18 protein-coding genes are annotated in these 21,068 nt (G+C 46.0%); 2 read left to right on the forward strand and 16 right to left on the reverse strand.

Translation table 11 applies throughout. The annotated features are described in order from the left end of the window. Positions 1-10: 10 nt before the first annotated feature. From ACAW68_10545 to mutY, 5 genes are all read right to left on the reverse strand, one after another. Positions 11-919, reverse strand: coding sequence for a ParB/RepB/Spo0J family partition protein (locus tag ACAW68_10545; protein XGA15871.1), 909 nt, complete (start codon positions 917-919; stop codon positions 11-13). After that, positions 906-1,676, reverse strand: a complete 771-nt coding sequence (locus ACAW68_10550) for a ParA family protein (protein ID XGA15872.1) — start codon at positions 1,674-1,676, stop codon at positions 906-908. The genes ACAW68_10545 and ACAW68_10550 overlap by 14 nt, the downstream gene beginning before the upstream one ends. A 13-nt stretch (positions 1,677-1,689) precedes the next feature. Further along, a complete protein-coding gene (gene rsmG / locus ACAW68_10555) occupies positions 1,690-2,409 on the reverse strand; it encodes a 16S rRNA (guanine(527)-N(7))-methyltransferase RsmG (protein XGA15873.1) in 720 nt (239 codons plus the stop codon). 129 nt (positions 2,410-2,538) lie between these two features. Further along, the gene (gene rihC / locus ACAW68_10560) at positions 2,539-3,456 is read right to left on the reverse strand and encodes a ribonucleoside hydrolase RihC (protein XGA15874.1); all 918 of its coding nucleotides are present in this window, start codon (positions 3,454-3,456) and stop codon (positions 2,539-2,541) included. Positions 3,457-3,533: 77 nt separating this feature from the next. Continuing rightward, positions 3,534-4,634, reverse strand: coding sequence for an A/G-specific adenine glycosylase (gene mutY / locus ACAW68_10565; GenBank protein ID XGA15875.1), 1,101 nt, complete (start codon positions 4,632-4,634; stop codon positions 3,534-3,536). 146 nt (positions 4,635-4,780) lie between these two features. Between mutY and rpiA the strand changes: the two genes are divergently transcribed. Both rpiA and ACAW68_10575 read left to right on the forward strand, forming a co-directional pair. Further along, complete coding sequence (gene rpiA, locus ACAW68_10570; GenBank protein ID XGA15876.1) at positions 4,781-5,479, forward strand: ribose-5-phosphate isomerase RpiA; 699 nt, start codon at positions 4,781-4,783, stop codon at positions 5,477-5,479. 87 nt (positions 5,480-5,566) lie between these two features. After that, positions 5,567-6,151, forward strand: coding sequence for a DUF805 domain-containing protein (locus ACAW68_10575; GenBank protein ID XGA15877.1), 585 nt, complete (start codon positions 5,567-5,569; stop codon positions 6,149-6,151). Between the two features lie 42 nt (positions 6,152-6,193). Here ACAW68_10575 and ACAW68_10580 read toward each other — a convergent pair whose 3' ends face one another. From ACAW68_10580 to menB, 11 genes are all read right to left on the reverse strand, one after another. After that, positions 6,194-6,565: a YxeA family protein gene (locus ACAW68_10580; protein ID XGA15878.1), complete on the reverse strand. Its 372-nt coding sequence runs from the start codon at positions 6,563-6,565 to the stop codon at positions 6,194-6,196. Between the two features lie 149 nt (positions 6,566-6,714). Beyond that, positions 6,715-7,545 (reverse strand): AraC family transcriptional regulator, encoded by an 831-nt coding sequence (locus tag ACAW68_10585; protein XGA15879.1) that lies wholly within the window; start codon positions 7,543-7,545, stop codon positions 6,715-6,717. 108 nt (positions 7,546-7,653) lie between these two features. Further along, positions 7,654-9,771, reverse strand: coding sequence for an alpha-xylosidase (yicI, locus tag ACAW68_10590; GenBank protein XGA15880.1), 2,118 nt, complete (start codon positions 9,769-9,771; stop codon positions 7,654-7,656). 42 nt (positions 9,772-9,813) lie between these two features. Continuing rightward, the gene (locus ACAW68_10595; GenBank protein ID XGA15881.1) at positions 9,814-11,232 is read right to left on the reverse strand and encodes a glycoside-pentoside-hexuronide (GPH):cation symporter; all 1,419 of its coding nucleotides are present in this window, start codon (positions 11,230-11,232) and stop codon (positions 9,814-9,816) included. Between the two features lie 245 nt (positions 11,233-11,477). Next, a complete protein-coding gene (locus ACAW68_10600; GenBank protein XGA15882.1) occupies positions 11,478-12,644 on the reverse strand; it encodes a glycosyl hydrolase family 8 in 1,167 nt (388 codons plus the stop codon). Between the two features lie 144 nt (positions 12,645-12,788). Further along, positions 12,789-14,036 carry a sensor histidine kinase gene (locus ACAW68_10605; protein XGA15883.1) on the reverse strand — a complete coding sequence of 416 codons (1,248 nt, stop codon included), beginning with the start codon at positions 14,034-14,036 and terminating at the stop codon, positions 12,789-12,791. A gap of 4 nt (positions 14,037-14,040) precedes the next feature. Continuing rightward, entirely contained in the window at positions 14,041-14,739 is a 699-nt protein-coding gene (locus ACAW68_10610) for a response regulator transcription factor (protein ID XGA15884.1), read from the reverse strand. A gap of 217 nt (positions 14,740-14,956) precedes the next feature. After that, positions 14,957-15,910 carry a TerC family protein gene (locus ACAW68_10615; protein ID XGA15885.1) on the reverse strand — a complete coding sequence of 318 codons (954 nt, stop codon included), beginning with the start codon at positions 15,908-15,910 and terminating at the stop codon, positions 14,957-14,959. A 352-nt stretch (positions 15,911-16,262) separates the two neighbouring features. Next, on the reverse strand, positions 16,263-18,524 hold the full coding sequence (locus tag ACAW68_10620) for a MucBP domain-containing protein (GenBank protein XGA15886.1): 2,262 nt from the start codon (positions 18,522-18,524) through the stop codon (positions 16,263-16,265). A 132-nt stretch (positions 18,525-18,656) separates the two neighbouring features. After that, positions 18,657-20,108, reverse strand: coding sequence for an o-succinylbenzoate--CoA ligase (locus ACAW68_10625; protein XGA15887.1), 1,452 nt, complete (start codon positions 20,106-20,108; stop codon positions 18,657-18,659). 63 nt (positions 20,109-20,171) lie between these two features. After that, the gene (gene menB, locus ACAW68_10630) at positions 20,172-20,990 is read right to left on the reverse strand and encodes a 1,4-dihydroxy-2-naphthoyl-CoA synthase (GenBank protein XGA15888.1); all 819 of its coding nucleotides are present in this window, start codon (positions 20,988-20,990) and stop codon (positions 20,172-20,174) included. Positions 20,991-21,068: the final 78 nt, after the last annotated feature.

A 21,068-nucleotide genomic window follows, 5' to 3' on the forward strand; every position in this document is an offset into this window, starting at 1 on the left:
AACCTCCAGATTATTCCTCGTCAAATGAAATGCCCAATACATCAAAGATGCGGTTCAAATCATCATCAGACAAGTATGCAATTTCAATTTTACCAGCACCCTTACGATTACGGGTGACGTTGACCTTCGTTCCAAACTTATCTTCCAAAGCAGCTGTCGTTGCCTTCAAATAAGCAGATGGCTCATCATTACCCTTACCAGTAGTGTCAGCTTGTTCGTTCAACTTGTTAACCAATTGTTCAAGTTGACGAACCGTCATGCTTTCTGCAATTGCACGCTTGGCAACCGGCACAATGCGACGCTTATTGCGCAATCCAAGCAACGTACGCGCTTGTCCCATTGATAGTTGACCAGCTTGCAACATATCCTTCACTTCGTCAGGCAAATTAAGCAAACGAAGGAAGTTAGCCACGGCTGAACGGGCCTTACCCAAACGCTTAGCCACTTGTTCTTGCGTCAACTTCAACGCATCCATCATGTCGCGGTAAGCTTGAGCCTCTTCAAGAGGCGTCAAGTCTTCACGTTGCAAGTTTTCCAAGATAGCGGCTTGCATCATTTGCTCGTCGTCTAACTTACGAACAATCGCCGGCACATCCTTCTTGCCAGCCAATTGTGACGCACGCCAACGACGCTCACCGGCCAACAACTCGTATTGCGTGTTGTCCTTAGGGTTGTGACGCACAATCACTGGTTGCAACACGCCGTTTTCCTTGATTGATGCTGCTAAATCTTGCAAAGCATCTTGATCAAAGACATGACGTGGTTGGAATGGGTTCGCCACAATCTTCTCGATTGCAATATCACGAACCGTATTAGTTGTTGCAATTTCTGTATCAAGACCTTGCTCAGCAAACAAAGCGCCTAGACCGCCGCCGTTGCCACCAAGGCCACCCAAACCTGACTTCTTAGTGTTCGCCATGAGCTGCCAAGACCTCCTTTGCCAAGTCCATATAAACTTCGGCTCCCTTTGACTTTGAATCATAGTCAATGATCGCCAAGCCACGTGATGGCGCTTCTGACAAGCGCACGTTACGTGGAATGACCGTGTCGTAAACATCGCTACCGAAGTACTCACGCACGTTTTGAATAACATCTGATGACAAGTTAGTACGTGGATCAACCATGGTCATCAACACACCCTCAACTTCCAAGTCGGGATTGAAGTGTTGCTTCACCAACTTCATGTTGTTCATCAACTGTCCCAAACCTTCAAGGGCATAGTATTCAGCTTGCACCGGAATCAAAATTGAGTCCGCTGCTGAGAACGTGTTAATCGTTACCAATCCAAGTGAAGGTGGATTGTCGATTAGGATGTAGTCGTACTTCTCACGAACACCTTCCAAGGCATTCTTCAAACGCAACTCACGCGCCATTGCTGGTGCCAATTCTAGTTCAGCACCGGCCAAGCGAATCGTAGCTGGCACAATGTCCATACCTTCGTGTGACGTTGGCATAATCACGTCAGCCAACGGCACATCGTGAACCAATACGTCATACACATCACGTTCGATGCTTGACTTTTGCACGCCTGAACCTGATGTGGCGTTTCCTTGTGCATCAGTGTCGATCAACAACACTTTCTTACCTAGGGATGCTAGGGATGCGCCCAAGTTAACCGTCGTGGTCGTCTTACCAACACCACCCTTTTGGTTAGCTAATGCAATAATGTGTCCCATTGTTCTCCCCTTTCTACAACGGCTTGCGCACTGGATCTCCAGGCTTGCGCGGATACTTTTTTGGTGTGTTCTTTACTTTCTTGATCACAATAACTGAACGTGGGTCACCATTTGGTAGGCTCACGTCAATTTGGTCGCCAATCTCAGCCCCCAAAGTTGTGATGGCCTTCTTAGCTTCTGCCAATTCTTCATCGGCTGCACTACCCTTCATGGCCAACAACACGCCACCAACCTTAACGAATGGCAACGTCAACTCCCCCAAGACGTTCAAACGAGCCAAGGCACGGGCCGTCGCAACATCATATTGCTCACGAGCTGGTGCCGTCTTGTTACCGAACTCTTCGGCGCGGGCGTGTTCAACAGTCACACCTTCCAAACCCAATTCCTTAACCAAATCACGCAAGAAGTTGATGCGCTTGTTCAAAGCATCAATAATCGTGATTTGCAATTGTGGGAATGCGATCTTCAATGGCAATGATGGGAACCCTGCCCCGGCGCCAACGTCAATCATGTGCAACTCTTCTGTCTGTAATTCTGGATATGCCCAGGCCAACGTCAAAGAGTCGTAGAAGTGCTTCAAGTACACTTCATCACGTTCAGTAATTGCCGTTAGGTTCATGTGTTCATTCACCGCAACTAAACGCTCGTAGTATTGCTGATATTGCGCTAGTTGTTGTGCATTCAATTCAACATTATGCTCGCGTAATGCCGCCGCAAATTCTTCAGGATTCATCACCATTCTCCAAACTGATTCCAATAATAAAAGAATACCGCAAAATGCCCGTCTAATCAATAGTTCCAAGGAGTTCAAGAAAACAAAACAAGGTGTTATGTTTCACGTGGAACACAACACCTTGTTTCATTACTTAATTCGAGCGATTTCTGACATGAACCATTCGTTAAACGCTGCTACATCAATGTCTGTGGCCACTGAAACATTTGTTTGACCGTCGTGTGACGTGCGCAAAATGTCAGCAATTGTCCCACCCATTGCGGGACCTTCAGTTACAACATCAACCCAATAGTCAGTCAATTCAAAGAACTCTGGGTGTGCCAAATAGAACAATGTGTTCACATCGTGCATTGGCTTCCCTTCAGTTTCATCATCTGCATAATTACCCAACAACGCTTGTAACATCGCACCAGCTTCGTTGAGTGTACGTAGCTTTTGGATATTTTCGTGTGAAAGCAACGCCTTCATCGTCACATCAAGACCAATCATCACGATTGGCAATCCAGCTTCAAACACGATTTTTGCAGCGTGTGGATCTGTATAAATATTAAATTCAGCCACACTAGACATGTTACCACCTGACAAAGAACCACCCATGACAACTAAACGGTCAATCTTGGTCTTTGTCTCAGGATACATACGGAACATGAGCGCCAAGTTAGTAAACGCCCCCGTTGCAACAACAGTGAGCTTTTCTTCACTAGCCATCAGTACGTTGCGCATCGCTTCAACAGCATGTTGTGCCAATGGCTTTGTCGTAACCGGCGCAAAATCCCAGCCAGGCATTCCTGACGCACCGTGTACGTGAGATGCGTCTTGATAGTGCTTCAACAAAGGCATTTGCGCCCCCGTTGCAACTGGCACCTTATCTTGGACACCGAAAAACTCCACTAGCTTCAAGGCATTAAGTGTCGTCTTATCAGCGCTGACATTACCAGCAACCGTCGTCAAAAGTTTTACATCGAATTGGTCATCGGTCAAAGCAATTGAGATCGCCGCTGCGTCGTCAATTCCTGGATCCATATCCAGCAAGATTTTGTGTGTCATGTCTATATTCCCCGTGTTCCATTTGTGAGTCTGTGTATTAGATAATACCATACATCACGACTGCATAATATTGCATATTAATTCAATCGTTTCCAAATTTTCTCTTGGATTTTTGGTTGTGGATCACGCATTAATGCATCAAGTTCACGCCACGTCCCGCGTTGAAGCGTCGTTGCATCAACTTCGGCCGTCAACACAGTCACCGTCCACTTCTGGTGAGTGTACACGTGCGTCACTGGGCGGCCACCCATTTTAGCCAACTTAGCCGTGACCCCATAATCAGCCAACAAACGTTTCTCGGTAGCTGCAATCATTTCATCTTCCGACCACTCAGCATCTGGGTCCGTAACGAAATCGGTTAGCGCATAGAGTGGCATTGTCCAAAAATTGGCCAGCAAACCCGTCGTTGGCCGTTGTTCCCAAAGATAGCCAGCTGGCGAATGCACAGCCACCGCAAAGTAGGTGATCGGCTTGGGCTTAGGCGCCTTTGACTTCACTGGATAAAAATCTTCAGTGCCATCTGCATAAGCAGCGTTAAATTGCTTGACCGGTGAGTGTTCAGAATCATAATTCTTGGCACTCATATAAGATGATCCCAAGTCCATAATGGCTTGATTAAAATCACCTGGACGCTCTGGGTCAATCAATTGCAGGCCTAAGTCAAAAAACACCTTGCGTGTCTTCGGCTGTGCAATATCGGCATCAATCTTAAAAAGACGGGCAAACACGCGGAAGGCATTCCCATCGATAGCTGGCACTGGTTCCTTAAAGGAAATGCTAGCGATAGCGGCGGCTGTATATGGTCCGATACCCGTTAGATTTTCAAGTTCAGCCATTGTATCCGGCCAAACACCGTTGTAATCATCACGCACTTGAATCGCTGCTTTTTGCATGTTGCGCACACGCGAATAATAGCCGAGACCCTCCCACGCCTTCAATAAATCTTGTTCCGGCGCTGCTGCCAAATCATTCAGCGTTGGAAACATGGTCATGAACCGATTGAAATACGGAATGACGGTTTGCACCTGCGTTTGTTGCAACATAATTTCTGATACCCAGACACGATATGGATCTTGGTTTTCACGCCATGGCAAGTCAGCTCGACCTGCTTCGTCATACCAATCAAGCAGTGTCGCACGGAACTCACGAATCTTTTCTTCGTCCCACATGTCAATCATGACTCGTCCTCAATTTCTTTTTTCATATTGAGTCCAGTTTAGCAGATTTCACTTACAATTCAGCACCCGCGTTTTTTGCATTTGCTTAAATCAGTGTTTATAAGCGATAATGGAAGTAACAAATCTATGAAATGGAAGTTGGCCACATGACTGATACAAACGAACTCAAGAAAATTGCCGGTTATCGCGCAGCTGAATTTGTCGAAGACGGCATGGTTGTCGGTATCGGTTCTGGTTCTACCATCGCGTACGTTATTGAAGCCCTTGGCAAGCGCGTGGCGGAAGAAGGACTTAACATTGTTGGTGTCCCAACGTCAGACAAGACGCGTCGTACGGCAGCTAAGCTCGGCATTCCAATGTACAACGTTGATGACGTTGACCACATTGACCTAACGATTGACGGAGCTGACGAAATTGACCCTGAATTTGCTGCCATTAAGGGTGGCGGGGCCGCTTTGCTTTGGGAAAAAATCGTTGCCATTAACTCATCACGCAACATCTGGGTTGTTGATGAAGGTAAGCTTGCGCCAAAGCTAACGCATTACTTGCCAGTTGAAGTCATCCCTTACGGATCTGACCAACTTTTCAAGCGTTTAGAAGCCAAGGGCTACAAGCCTTCATGGCGTCTTGATCAAAACGGTAATCCTGTTCGTACTGACTCAGCAAACTTCTTGATTGATTTGCACCCAACTGACATTACGGATCCATTCACGCTTGGTCGTGAATTGACTAGCATGGTTGGTGTTGTGGAACACGGACTATTCTTGAACATCGTTGATAAGGTTGTTGTCGGTCGCGACAACGGCGTTGAGATTTTTGATGCTCACCCACAGCCTTTGATTTAAAGAAAATGCAAAAGCCTCGCTAATGTGAGGCTTTTTTATTTGTTTTGAATATCAACTATGACACAATGACCTTGGGAGGTTTTTGTTATGGTAACTATGTGGCAAGCATTTATTAACTTTTGGAAGGGCTACGTGAACTTCACGGGTCGTTCAACACGTGCCGAATTCTGGTGGATGCGACTTTGGTCAATCATCATCTTCTTTGTTTGGCTTATTCTATTCGTTATCGCCTTGGTATCTGACGCAAGCGTTGTTAACAAGCTCGACAGCATCACAGGCAAGTTTGACGCTGACAGCGCTTTGTCATTTATCGGGTCACTCTTTTCAGCCCCATTCACAATCATTATTGTGATGATTGGTGTCTTGTTGGCTTTGGCCATGATTTTGCCAAACATTGCGCTAACGATTCGTCGTTACCGCGATGCCGGTACGGTAACTTGGGTTGCTTGGGTCGTCTGGGCACTTTCTTTGTTCTCAGGCAGCGAACGTATTTACAGCGATGGTTCATTTAAGATTGTCCTCATGATTGGTGGTATTTTCAGCCTAATTGGCTTCATTCTTTCCGTTTTGCCAAGCGATACGCTAACTGGCACTGGCTTTATCGGTCGTCCAAAAGATCAAAAACTTGTTTTTAAAGAAGACTTCAACGATTCATCAGATGACGAATTGTAATTAAAAAAGCGTAGCAACCACGGCGGTTGCTACGCTTTTTGCTTACTTCAACTTTTCAAGTACTGACGTTGGCACGTCTGACTTTTGTACCCCTTCAGGTCCCTTTACCACACGCTTTTGGCTAATATCAGCCTTTACATATGCGTTTGGCGTCAATGGATCAGCATCTTCAATGCTGTAGTTCAAGACACGACGTTCCCCATTAGTCGTGATGAACGTCAAATTGTATGAGTATGACTTTGATCCGGCAATCTTTTCCCCAGAATCAGAAACCGTATCCTTCAATGGTGGCACTTGGGCAGGCACTTGCGCGTAAGCCGTCGTTGTCTTGTATGTGACGTTGTAGTATTCATATCCCTTGTATAGGCCGAATACGACCAATACTGCTGCAATCAAACCGATAATCTTCTTCATGATTTCCACCTCTTAAAATATCTCAATCATTATCCGTATAGTACATAACCTCTTATACTATTTAAAGTATAATATCAGCTGTTGAATAACACAAGTAGAAAGTACCAACAAAAAAACGGTATCACATCACTGCGATACCGTCTTCCCTGTCATTCGCCCTTGTTCAGTTGTCGTAACTGATTTGGCGTTTGACCGTATAATTCTTTAAACATTTTCATCGCTAACTTGGTGTTGCTAGCGCCGTGGCGGATAAAAATCGTTTTGATAACCTGATTCGTCGCGAGCACATCTTGATAGATGGCCTCCAAACGAACCTGATAAACATAGTTCACAAATGTCACCCCGACCCGTCGCTTGAAAATGCGGCTGAGATAATCAGGGTTGTAATGGAACTTTTCCGCGACCTCACTCAACGAGATTTTCGTTTGATACTGTTCGTGAATATACATAATCACGTCCTTCAAACGATCATCTTCCGTTAAGTCACCCGGTGTTAACGTCACAGCATAATTTGTAATCAAGTCATACAAGACTTGCATCAAGATGCTGCTAAATCGCAACCGGTAGCCTGCTTCTTTTCGCAAATAGATTTGGGTCATTTGCTGAAGCATGCTGACAATCTTGTCATACGTTTCATCATGCAAACTATGGTTCGTCCACAAATCAAATCGTAGCAATTCACTATTCGACCAATACTGGTTGAGATAATACACAGGAATTTGCAACACGAGTGCTTGATTTGCCAAATTGGTGGTCGAGTGGAGAATCCCCGATCCAATCACAATGAACTCATTTTCATGTAACGTGACATCGTGTTGCTCATATCGAAACGTTACTTCGCCGGTTAGGACGAGCACAATTTCAATATGCGTGTGCCAATGCAGTGGCTTAAATCCAAGCGGTTCATCGGATAAAAAGACGCGAACCCCAACATCTGAATTGTCTGCAACTATTTCGTGCTGTTGCGCTGCCTTTTCCATCACTGAACCCCTCAAAGTTTACGCACCGACCCCCATCGGCTCTGCGAAATCTATAAGCTCAGTCTATCACATTCTTAATCCGCCTGGGGTTCTGACTTTCCGTCAGTTTTAACCAATCTTCTTCCACAATGGCAAGCTCATGAAGTCGTAGTTTTCAGTCATCCAGCGACCGTTTTCAGTCACTTCAACGACGCGGCCATCCAAGATGTGCTCCCACTTACCAGCTGGCAAGTAGTAATCAACATCCCCTTCTTCCGTCATAACAGGTGCCACCAAAACGTCGCTACCAAGCATGTATTGGCGATCCAACGTTGCCGTATTTTGATCTTCAGGGAACTCCAAGTACATTGGACGCATCAATGGGATACCAGCTTCAACTGATTCCTTCGCTTGTCCGTAGATGTATGGCATCATCTCCAACTTCAATTGCGTGAACTTACGCGTTACGTCAACAGCTTCTTCGTCAAACAACCAAGGCACACGGTACTCGATGTTACCGTGGTAACGTGAGTGACTTGAAAGCAAACCGAATTGCGTCCAACGCTTGTAGATTGATGGGCTCGCATTCTCTTCGAAACCACCAATATCGTGACTCCAGAATGTGTAACCTGATGACATCAAGCTCAAACCACCACGCAGACTGTCAGCCATTGAGTGGAATTGGCTCAAGTTGTCACCACCCCAGTGAACTGGGTATTGTTGACCACCGACCGTACCAGAGCGAGCAAAGACAACCGCTTCGTCTTCACCCTTTTCTTGTTGCAACAACTCAAACACAGCGTCGTTGTAACGGTGCGTGTAGTAGTTGTGCTCACCTTCAGGGTTGCCGCCGTTAAAGAATACGGCGTCGTGCATTGGAATTCGCTCACCGAAGTCCGTCTTGAAGCAGTCAACACCCATGTCCAACAAGTTCTTCAACAAACCTTGGTACCAAGCACGGGCTTCTGGGTTCGTGAAGTCAACCACGGCGTTACCTGGTTGCCACAAATCCCATTGCCAAACACTGCCGTCAGTGTGCTTGATGAAGTAACCCTTTTCCTTACCAATCTTGAAGAGTGGTGACTTTTGTGAGATGTATGGGTTAATCCAAACGCAGACCTTCAAGCCCTTGTCGTGCAAACGCTTCAACAAACCAACTGGATCTGGGAATTGTTCCTTATCCCATTCCATGTTTGACCACTCGAAGCCCTTCATCCAGAAGCAATCAAAGTGGAATACTGAAACCGGAATATCACGCTCGAACATACCGTCGATGAAACTCATAACCGTCTCTTCTGAGTAGTCCGTCGTAAATGACGTTGATAGCCACAAGCCGAACGTCCATTCTGGTGGCAAAACAGAACCACCCGTCAACTTGTTGTACTTTGAAATCACTGACTTTGGTGAGTCACCTGCAATCACGTAGTATTCCAATGACTCGCCACGTGTTGAGAAGCTGACACGATCAACCACTTCGCTGCCGACTTCAAAACTCGTTGGTTGGCTTTCGTTAACAAAGACACCGTAGTAAACGCCAGCCTTACCCGTCATGTAAAACGGAATTGACTTGTAGCTTTGTTCTGAACCAGTACCACCGTCCATGTTGATAGTGTCGATGCTTTGGCCGTTCTTGACGAAGGCACCAAAACGCTCACCGAATCCGTAAACATTCGTACCTGGCAATAGGCTCAATTGCTCACGCATAAAGTGGTCAGTTGCTGTAACTGATCCTTGTGGGCCCAAGTTTTGCGCACCAGTAACCGTGTTGGCGTGCATTACTTGGCCCAATTGCTTACCTGACAAATCATCGATTGACGCTTGCGCCTTGTATTCAGAACCCGTAATGCGCTTACCCTTGTAGTTGAAATCAATGTTGAACTTGTCGTGCATTGAGACAGCCAATTGCAAATCACCACTCGTCAACGTTGCAACAGAATCTGCAATTTCAATCGCTGGCGTCACGTTGTTGTTTTGCAACTCGTATAGTGGATTCTTGTCATCGCGATCGAAGTGCTTCAATTCAACACCGATAACATCTTCAGCTGGTGAGAACACCGTCATCGTCGTTGCACCGACATCCAACATGTCACCGCGAGAGTTGATACGGTGGTAGGCTGAGTAAACACGCAAGGCATCACTTGCGTAGTTGTCATCATCCTTCTCTACGACCATTGCGTCAAAGGCTTCCAATGGTGAGTTAACAATGTACTCATCACGGTTTAGCCAGTATCCATTAGTAAACTTCATGTTTTTATTCCCCGTTTAATTATGTTTGAAATGCCTATCTGCTTAGGCTTCAGCTTCTGCAACTGCAGCAGCTTCACGTTCGTGCTTAGCCGTCAAATCTGCGACCATTTGTGGCTCAAGCTTGTCGATGTTGTTGAACAACAAGGCGATTGCTGAGGCAGCGTAACCGATAAATGGAATCCAGATGAATCCCATGCGGATAGCGTCCAATGCTGATGCGGTCTGCGTACCGTCAGCTGAAGCAGCATAACCACCAGCTGCCAAAACGGCGGCCAAGACCATACCACCGATTCCCATACCCAACTTGGCTGAGAATGAACTAAATGATGTTACGAACCCTTCGGCACGCACACCGTTCTTCCACTCACCGAAATCAACGGCGTCTGACAACATAACGGCGATCAAGGCACCCGTCAAACCGTAGCTGATGAAGTACAAGACAATACCAGTCAAGATAATGGCAACGTTTCCGTTCATGATGTCCGCAAGGTAAAGTACCAATTGTGACAAAGCCGTTCCGACCATTCCAAGCAACATCGTGTTTCGCTTACCCAAACGACGGGCAACGAATGGCACCATCGCCGTTGAGGCCAACGTGATAACCGTTCCGGCCAAGACCAAACTTCCCAACGCTTCGTTGTGCAAAACGTACTTGAAGTAGTAAGGCAATGAACTTGAACGAACGGCAAATCCACCCCAGTAGATAAAGTTGATGAAGATGATGATGACCCATGGATAGTTACCCTTCAAGGCCTTCACTGATTCGCGCATTGGAATTGAACGGTTAGAGTCCTTCGTGACCACTCGCTCACGAGTTCCGGCGAAGGCAACCAACAAGCAGGCTGCCGTGATAACACCCAAGATAACGGCCCAGATGAACCAACCCGTTGCTGATGTTGATGGATCCTTAGCACCCTTATCAAAAATACCAGCGATAATTCCAACTGCTGGCAACGTCAATGGCAAGAAAATGGCTGCGCCCATGTTTCCGAAGAATTGACGAATTGTTGACAACGTCACACGCTCTTGTGGATTTGAAGTCAACGCTGGCAAGATTGATGTAACCGGAATGTTGATTCCTGAGTACAAAATCTTAGCGCCGATGTAGGCAATGTAAATCCAAACGACCTTACCAGTTTCTGATAGTGGTGGCGCCGTAAAGGCCATCACACAGAAGATGGCAAATGGAATTGCAAACCACAACCAGTAAGGACGTGACTTTCCCCACTTCGTATGTGTACGGTCGATGAATTGTCCCCAAATTACCCCATCGATTGAATCAATAATTGCTGTAATCGCGAAAAGTCCCGTAACGGCTGCTGCAGCAACACCCAATGTGTCAGTACAGAAAACCAAGAAGTACGTTCCTACGATTTGAAAAATTGTGTTACACCCAAAGTCCGACATGGCGTATGAGACACGTTCGCCCCACCCCACTTGATTCGGCATCTTTTGTTCCATGACTAATACCCTCCGTTGTTCATGGTGACTACCTTAAGAATTTTTGTAATGCAAACGCTTTCTGTAAACGGTTTCATTACCACGTGTTTGAGAATACAGGGATTAAATTCAGTCTACAAGGTCTCTTTGCCCAGAGGTCGTATTTATCCGGTCAAAAAGTCAAAATCGCCACCTAATTTGCAAGTGCAATTGTTTGACATTTACAAAAAAATAGTCAACCCATTGCAGGTTGACTATCACCACGATTAATTTGTTACTAGTACGCGATCTGCAGAGGCCTGCTTGTCATACTTGTTATACATACCCGCCAAAGACATGAAGGCAAATAGGTACAACAAGTTATCGTAGTAACGGTAAACACCGTCACGCATTGGCATGTTCCAGAATAGATCCACGTAGTACTTTGACAACTCATTGTTTGGCGTTGCTAGTGTTGATTGCGCCATACCAGCCTTCAAGGCAACCGGGTGCTTCACGTACAACAAGCTTTGACCATCTTCAGTCTCCTTGTCGCCGACAACCGTGCCGTCAATCCAGTAAACCGGGATGTTTTCTTGTTCAATTTGACCCTTGTAGAATTCTTGCAACTTAACGACACGGTCAGTCAATTCAGCATCAACCTTGCCTGTCCACGCAGCATCCAAACCAACGTTCGCTGCCGTGCGGTATGCATCTGAGAAGAATGAACCGTGGCCACGGAAGTCATTTGGCGTACCATCGTAGTTCGCATATTCCGCTGACATCCCCGTTTCTGGGTTCATCGCCTTCTTCAAATATTCACGTGACGCATCAGCTGCGCGCTCAAAGAACGCACGATCTTCTTCATTACCGTATTGCGCGTAAACCTCGTAGAAGTGAGGCAAGTGATATGACGGATCTGAAATGTCCATTTCTGCGACGAAACGAATGTAAGTCGTCTCAGGATCGAACATGCCACGGCCGCCTTCTTCTTCATCCTTGTGCACCATCTCGTGCAACAATGACTTCGCCTCAGCTGTGTAGTTAAAGATGCCTTCGCCGTCACCCCAACGGTTAGCAGCCATCAACAAAGCAGCCGCAAAGAATTCTTCACCGTCTGGGGCAGAACCTTCAGCGTTAGAAACACCTGAACGTTGGGCTGACCACTTGAAGAAGCCGTGCATTGGGCCGTCTGTGATCAACATGTACTTGTTCACCCATGCCCAGAACTTGTTGAACATGGCTTGGTCATCAAGTTGCAAAGCAATCATCATCCCGTATGACATTCCCTCAGTACGCACATCATCGTTACCAGTATCAGTAAAGTATGCCGTACCATCACCGTTGTCATAGTAGAACTTTGTCTCTTCATTTGTAAAAATCGTATCCAATACTTGTTGGAACTTTTCATCGATTTGCGCTTGTGTATAACCAAAGTCAGTAAACTTACTCATTTTTTATTTCTCCGTTTTCTTAATTACCAAAGCTGAGTATATGGTTCGTTTATGACCTAAATGTGGCTTAAACAAGAAAAGAAAGCGCTTTCATAAACCGCAAAAAAAGCGATGCCACCCTCACCTAGGCAGCATCGCATGGCATTATTTAATTTTTTGGTTCTTCGGCAACGTCATGCTGAAGATGGTTCCGTGCGGTTGATTGTCCAACACTTCAATGGTGCCACGGTGTCCTTGGACCACCCACTTGGCAATCGCAAGTCCCAATCCGTGACCACCCGTCGAACGAGAACGCGCCTTATCAACACGATAAAAGCGATCAAATAAACGTTGCTTATCGGCGTCCGGCACACCCTTACCAGTGTCAGAAACCTGCAACTTAATACTACTGTTTGTCTGAGTCGCAGAAATCGTCACGTCAGCCCCTTCACCAGCGTACTTCTGGGCATTATCCGTCAAAATCACGAGTAATTGGCGCAAACGTTGGGCATCCCCGACAATTGGCAATGTCTCAGGCACATCAACTCGTAGCGTTTGGCCCTTTTCTTCGGCCGTGAATTCGAAAATATCACCAACTTCGCGAGCCACTTTCGCCAAGTCCATGTCAGCAAACGCAAACAATGGCACATCGGCGTCGGCCTGCGATAGCGTCAACAAATCACCGGTCAAATTATTCAAGTGACGCACTTCAGTCAACGCATTAGCGACGTTTTCGACTTGGTCCATCACCGTATCATTTGGTCGCTCCAACATTCGCTCCAAATTATTTTGAATAACGGTCATCGGCGTCTTGAATTCGTGGGCCGCGTCGGCCACGAACGTTCGTTGCTGCGACCACGCACGCATAATCGGACGCATGTTGGCGCGCGTCAACGCAACCGCCATCAACAACAAGGCAATTTCAGACAACGCGAAAATCCAAACCAAACGATTCTGGAATGACTCAACAATCTCGTGCTCTGTCGTGACATCAACGAATGCCAATTGATCACCCTGACGATTAAAGAAATACCAACTACCACGATATGACTTAAGGTAGACCTTATCCTCATGTTTGATATTCAGCGAATCTTTAAAAGTATCGACGTAATCAGTAATTTGAGAATTTTGGATTGTTGGTTGATCGTAGCGATTTGAACGTGAATCAAACGCATGTGCTACGCGACTCTGGGCCGTGCCGTACATCACATTCCTAAATTGGCCGATTGTAAACGTCCCAATCAGTGAAAACACCATCGTAAAACCAACGACCATCAAGATCGTCATCTTAACCTGTTGTGACAACGAGGCGCGGATTCTCTGAAGCCACTTTGGCAGTTTAATTTTGCCAAAAAACGCCCGGACACGTGCTTCAAACCGTTCGTCCCAGCGTTGTTTGTTCTTTTCTACCATAAAATCAGTCTTCCGTTAGCGTTACGTTTAGCGTATAGCCAACATTACGCAACGTCTTAATCGTGACTTGCGCATCCGCATTACGCAAGTTCTTACGAAGGTTTGACATGTACACTTCGACAACTGTCAAAGACGTATCAGAATCAAAGCCCCATAGGCGATCAAAAATTTGATCCTTCGTGACAATTTGACCCACGTGTTGCATCAAATAAACTAACAAACCAAACTCACGACCTTGCAAGTTCACTTCTTGGTCGTTAACCAAAACACGGTGTTGATCAATAAAGACTTGTACGTTCCCTACTTCAAGGGCACCGTCTTGACCAAGCACACCCGTGTGGCGCAACAACGTCTTCAAACGCGCCAACAATTCTTCCTTATAGAATGGCTTGGTGATGTATTCATCCGCACCCAAGTTGAAGCCTTGCATCTTATCTGATAGTTCACCCTTGGCCGTCAACATTAGAATTGGCAAGTTAGGAAACATATCCTTTGCCTTCTTCAAAATCGTAAAACCATCTTGACCTGGCAACATCACATCCAGCACAACGGCGTCATAAACACCTGATTCGATTTCAAACCAGCCTTCATCCCCATCGTGCACTTGCGTTACTTCGCCTAATTCAGAAATCGTTTCACGGACAGTGTCATTCAATGCAAAATCATCTTCCACTACTAACAACTTAATTGTATTCCCTGCCATCTCAGTAACCTCACATATCCCCAAATGGGTTTCATTCATATCTCTTATAAATCTTTGTTGTTTTAAATAATAGTCAGCGAACCTTAAAATCGACATAGCGTAGCCTTGTCTGAACCTTAAATATTTAAGGTTCAGGTCCATTATAACCGTTCCGCGGAATATGGACTCATCTTTTGCCGCGCAAAAAAGCGCCATATGAAAAATATGGCGCTAATGTTTACTTAAATTCACGACGTGCTTGCACGCGGGCAACGATAATTGATGACACAATCGCCAACGCAAGCAGACCGACAATCACAATCAATGAGACGGCGTTTGAGATTTCAAACTCCCAGCCAAACATCTTACCACCCTCATTAATCAACATCTTGGCACCAATGAACGCCAAGATAATCGCCAATGCGTACTTGATATAACGGAACATTGGCAATAGCTTTGATAAGGCAAAATACAATGAACGCAATCCCAAAATCGCAAAGATATTTGACGTGACAACAATGAACGTATCTTGTGTCACCGCCAACACGGCCGGAATTGAATCCACCGCGAATAGCAAATCAGAGGCTTCGATGAAAATTAGGGCAACCAAGAATTTCGTCACATAATGACGACCATCTTCTTTGATAATGAAGTGTGGCTCCGTATAGTCATCCTTAATTGGCAAAATTTTACGTAGCGTCTTAATCAAACGACTATCATCCAAGTTCTGGTTGGCTTCTTTTTCAAAGAGCATTTTCAATCCGGTATACACCAAGAAAGCTCCGAAAATATACATTAACCAGTCGAAACGTTGTAGCAACGCAGCGCCACCCAAAATGAAGAGCACACGCATCACCAACGCCCCAAACACCCCCCAGAACAAAACGCGGTGTTGGTACTTGGCCTCAATACCAAAGAAGCTAAAGACCAGAATAAAGATAAAGAGATTATCTACACTTAATGATTCTTCAAGCAGGTAGCCCGTTACAAAATCCAACGCGTGGTCACTACCGGCAAAATACCAGATACCACCCGCAAAAATAAATGCCAAGGCTACCCACATACCCGTCATCATCAATGACTTTTCGAATGTCGGTACCGTATTTTCTTTATTAAAAATACCCAGATCAAGCGCTAGCATCACAATCACAAATGCAAAAAACGCCACCCAGATCCATAAACTAACTTCCATAGGTGAATCTTCTTTCTTGTTACGAGATATTCTCTATCTTACTCCAAATTTGTGCACTTTGTTTGACTAGCTTAGAAAATTACGTTTGTGGTGTGTGTCGAATAAAAAATGCGCAAAAAAAAGACACCAGGTTCGCCGCCTAGTGTCTTCCGACCATACATCTCAAATTGCAATCTGCATGGCCGTCCGGTAGTTGCCTACCGGGCTAAATACAATTACGTATCGCCCTTGTTTCCTATACAAGGGCGATACGAATCGTTTGATTGCTATAATCTGACAAAACGTATCACCCCTTTCCTAGATTGACTATTATTATAGACCCTCATTTTAGAAATTCAAGCGCAAAAGGTGATTACTTTTTTCGACGAATAATTAGCATTCCAAAGAAGGCCATACCACTTAATCCGGCCCACTTTAGCCAAGCGTTACCAGACTGTTCAGCCGCTGTTTTTGGCAATTCAACCGCGACCTTTTCAACCAAAGTTGGCGATGCAATTCCAGCCGTCTTCTTCAAGGTCACCGGTTCAACAGCGGGCGTTGGTGCCGTAACAATTGGCGCCACCTTGCCATTTACGACTGACTTAGGCGTCTCTGTCGGAACTAACACACGGTCCTTCACAGGTAATTCTGGTTCTGGCGTTTGTGTTGGCGTATCAATTTGTGGTGTAACTGTTGATGGCGTTGGATTTTCAATCGGCGTGATAACATCTTGATCCGGTGTTTCCGTTTGTGGTGTATCCACTTCTGGCGTTGGCACATCAACCATTGGGTCTTCTGGGGCTGCGACTCTTGGTTGTACCGGCACATTCGGTTCCTCTACAGTTGGCTCGCCTGGCACTTCAGGCTCATCATCCAACGGTACAGCAGGATCTTCTGGTTCTTCAACATCTTCTTCGAAAATATAATCTGGATCATCAACCGGCGATGCCACATACACATAAACGACCGATGTTGTCTCGTTCGCTTTACCATACGCGCCACTTGCGTTATCCGTCACACGCAATAGGTGGTAATCCTCTATTTCCTTGGCCGACGTTTCATACGGCGTACCTGGATTTGCAATCTTAACTTCGGTCGTTGCCAGCTCATGCCCACCTTCGTCAATATGGAACACTCGCAAACGCGCTTGTCCCTTAATATCAACGACATCCGGTGTTGTGGCTGCGCGGGCAATTTTGGTCGTATTCAATAATTCGCCAGTTGCATTGTAGGTTTTCAACACACTCGTCACCGCATTAACGGCTGTATTGTCGGCGAAATGAATATAGAACTGATGCCCGTGCGACCCCGTTCCTTCAGATGGATTAGCCCCACCAGCGCGGGCAATATTGTCATCCAAAGTCTTCAAATCAGCCGCCGTCAATGTCCCGTCGGCGTCACGACTTAACCAGAATTCACCAAATGTTTCATCACCGAAATTATCAACACCCCAGTCCGCATAAGGATTCCCCATGTTATAAGCCATTGTATACGTCCCATCGGCATTCAAATGAATCGTATACGCACCACGCCCTACCGATGCTAACTCACGTACAATATCTTCATCAGACGTGCCTTCAGTAAATTCGATGAAGTTTTGCGCCTCAATCGACTCCGTATTCATCTGAGTGACCGTCGCCGAAATCACGGTAGCTTGATATTTGCCGGCTGTATTTTTGTCGACAACATAATACGTTGAATAGCCAGCCGATGACGATGCAGACAACACAGTTCCGTGTTCAATTTGAACATGTTGCAATTGAATCAAATCTTCCGTTGCAAAGGTGCCCGTTTCACGAATTTTAGCGGTTATATCCGCATCCCCGCGCAACAAAGCATTCATGTAGCCATCATCCTGATAATAGCTTCCCACACTCACCTGATCGCTCTTCGTGAACAGTTGCTGGGTCGCAACACCTGGGGCATCAACTTGGAAACGCGATTTAAATTCAAACGTCCCTTGAACCGTTGCATCCCCAAAAACAATCTTTGCCGTACCGGTTTTTTCAGCCCAAATCTTGGCTTCCGGCAGTGGCGATGACGTTGAACCTGTAATCGCCAGATGTGAAGACACCTCACCGATTGGTGTTGTGGTGAAGGTAATCTTCAACGTGCGCCCTGTTACCTCATAGCGTGCAAATGTTGCACCGTCATTTTGCAGAACACCCGTCGCCTGAACCAAATTAAACGTTTGCTTATGCTGATCAGTTGCCGATGCCATCTCACCGCACAGTGGAATCGACAACGTATCACCTGATTGATATTGCCCATTGGCATTATCAATTTTCAGCCCAATCGCATACCCGTTCACAATTCGCGCATCAACCAACTGCACAAAACTGCTTCCTGCTGGCAGCACTTTACCGTCAGCATTAACTGCACCATTCACCGTTGTCATAACGGTTTGTGCAACACTCGCATCAGTAGACCAATCCCAATCTTCAGGACCGCGGTCACCATTTTCATTGCTCATTACGCCGGTGTCTCCCACGACCATCGACGTTCCATTTTCGGCATCATCTGCTCGCACATCTGGTGCCATCCCCAACATTACCAAAGTCGCACCAGATACCAACAAGCGCTTTTTCAGACCAAAAACTGGGCGTTTATACGGCCCAACATTATCCCCCAACATAAATAAATCCCCTTCTCATATTTCCTGTATTGTGGATTAAAACCATCCCACTTATTATACGTAAGTCGAAAAAAAGCCATATACTAAAAAATGAGTTGGTGTATACCAATGTCACACCAACTCACTTATTTCCTATTTAATTTCTTGCGCCTCGTCCAATTGGTCACGCAATTTATGACGCTGAATCTTACCGCTCGCCGTGCGGGGGAAGTTATCAGTCACAAAGAATCGCGCTGGCACCTTATAGTGCGCCAAACGCTCACGACCAAACGTGCGTAGACTGGCAAAATCCATGGTTTCACCAGACTTAAATGACAAAAACGCCACAGGTACAGCACCCCAACGTTCATCTGGGATGCCGACAACTGAAATTTGATCAATTGCCGTCGCTTCGCCATAGACAGATTCAATTTCATCTGGGAAGACATTTTCGCCACCTGATGAAATCATATCGCCCTCGCGACCCTCAACGTACAAAAAGCCATCGTCATCCAACCAACCCATGTCACCGGTATCGAACCAGCCATCAACAAATGACTCGGCGTACTTATCAGGGCGATTCAAATACCCAACCGCCAAAGTTGGTGACTTAATTTGAATACGGCCAACTTGATCAGCATCATTCGACTTTTGAATTCGAACTTCAACTGGGAATAGAGGTTTGCCAGCTGAACCCAGTTTCTTCGTTGCGCTGGCTGCATCTAATGCAATCACTTGTGAAGCCGTCTCCGTCATACCGTATGATTGAACAATTTCAATGCCAGCCGCCGTCGCCTTTTCAAGCGTCGTCAAATCCGTTGGGCCACCGCCAAGCAGCATCGTGCGGAAACGTTCATGATACTTCGCACCCTCAGGTAGTTGCGCCAACAATTGCTTCAGCATAACTGGCACCACCGAAATCGTCGTTACTTGACCAGCCATCAATTCGGCGTTGATTTTTTCAACATCAAATCGTTCATACAAACTGACACCCATGCCGTAAATCAATGAACGCATCATAATTGAAAGCCCACTGATGTGGAAAATTGGCACCGCTGCTAGCCAAACATCATCCGGCGTTAACCCGAGATTCAAGGCAGAACCAACTGCTGAATAGAAGTGGTTACCAAACGTCTGCATAACGCCCTTTGGGTTACCCGTAGTACCTGACGTATACATAATTGACGTCACTTTATCTAAGTCGAAATCCGCAACTGGGGCAATAGCCTCCGCAGTTGTTGCCAAAACTTCAGCAAACGTAACTTGCTTGACCGATGGCAACTCACCATTAAAACGATCATCTTGAATAACCGTCGTAATGGCAGCATCGTCTAGTTGAAACGCCATCTCGCGCGGTGACAGCCGGCGATTTAACAAGACAACCGTCTTATCAAGTTGTTGCACCGCCAAAATCATCAAATAACCCGTTAGATTATTAGGCGTAATCAAAGCGATGCGTTCATTAGTATCAATGTGTTGCGTGATTTGGCCAGCAATTGTCAAAACGCGTTGACGCATTTCAGCAAAAGTTAGCGTTGTATCTTCAAAGCGCACTGCCATCCGATCTGGCGTCAGCATAGCGCGCTTTGTTAGCCAATTTTCCATTGCCATGTCCTTTCAACACAAAGCCCCACATCAGTCTTTTAGCGATGCGGGGCTCGTTTTTCTTTATGGGAACTTAGGGAATTGTGAGAAGTCTGGTTCGCGCTTTTCTAGGAACGCGTTCTTTCCTTCCTTACCTTCATCCGTCGTGTAGTACAACATCGTGGCGTCACCAGCGAATTGTTGCAAACCAGCCAAACCATCAGTGTCAGCATTCATTGCTGCCTTGATGAAACGAATAGCAGTTGGTGACTTCTTCAAAATTTCGTTAGCCCACTCCATTGTGGCATCTTCGACTTCAGCCAAAGGTACAACGCGGTTAATCCAGTTCATGCTGTAAGCTTCTTCAGCCGTGTAGAACTTCGTCAAGAACCACACTTCCTTAGCACGCTTGTGTCCAATAACACGAGCCAAGTACCCTGAACCATAACCGGCATCGAATGAACCAACCTTAGGACCAGTTTGACCAAACATGGCGTTATCAGCTGCAATCGTCAAGTCAGCGACCAATTGCAAGATGTTTCCACCACCAACGGCCCATCCCTTAACCATCGCAATAACTGGCTTTGGAATAATACGAATCAAGTGTTGCAAGTCCAACACGTTCAAACGGGCAATGTGGTCAGGGCCAACATAACCACCGTTACCACGAACTGATTGATCACCACCAGATGAAAAGGCCTTGTCACCAGCACCCGTCAAAATGATTACGCCGATTGAAGCATCATCACGGGCGATTGAGAAGGCATCAATCATCTCTTGTACCATCACTGGCGTAAACGCGTTGTGACGAGCCGGGTTGTTCATTGTAACCTTCGCTACAGCATCTGAACGCTCAAACAAAATTTCTGAGTATTCCTTAATCGCTGTCCATTCTACAGTCATGTTAAGTCTCACTTTCTGGTTTCGATATTCTCTATCTCAAATATGTGCTTTTTAAATTATAGCTTTTTTCTACTAATT

It is taken from the genome of Weissella confusa (assembly GCA_041871065.1).
GTDB classification, from domain to species: Bacteria; Bacillota; Bacilli; order Lactobacillales; family Lactobacillaceae; genus Weissella; species Weissella confusa_A.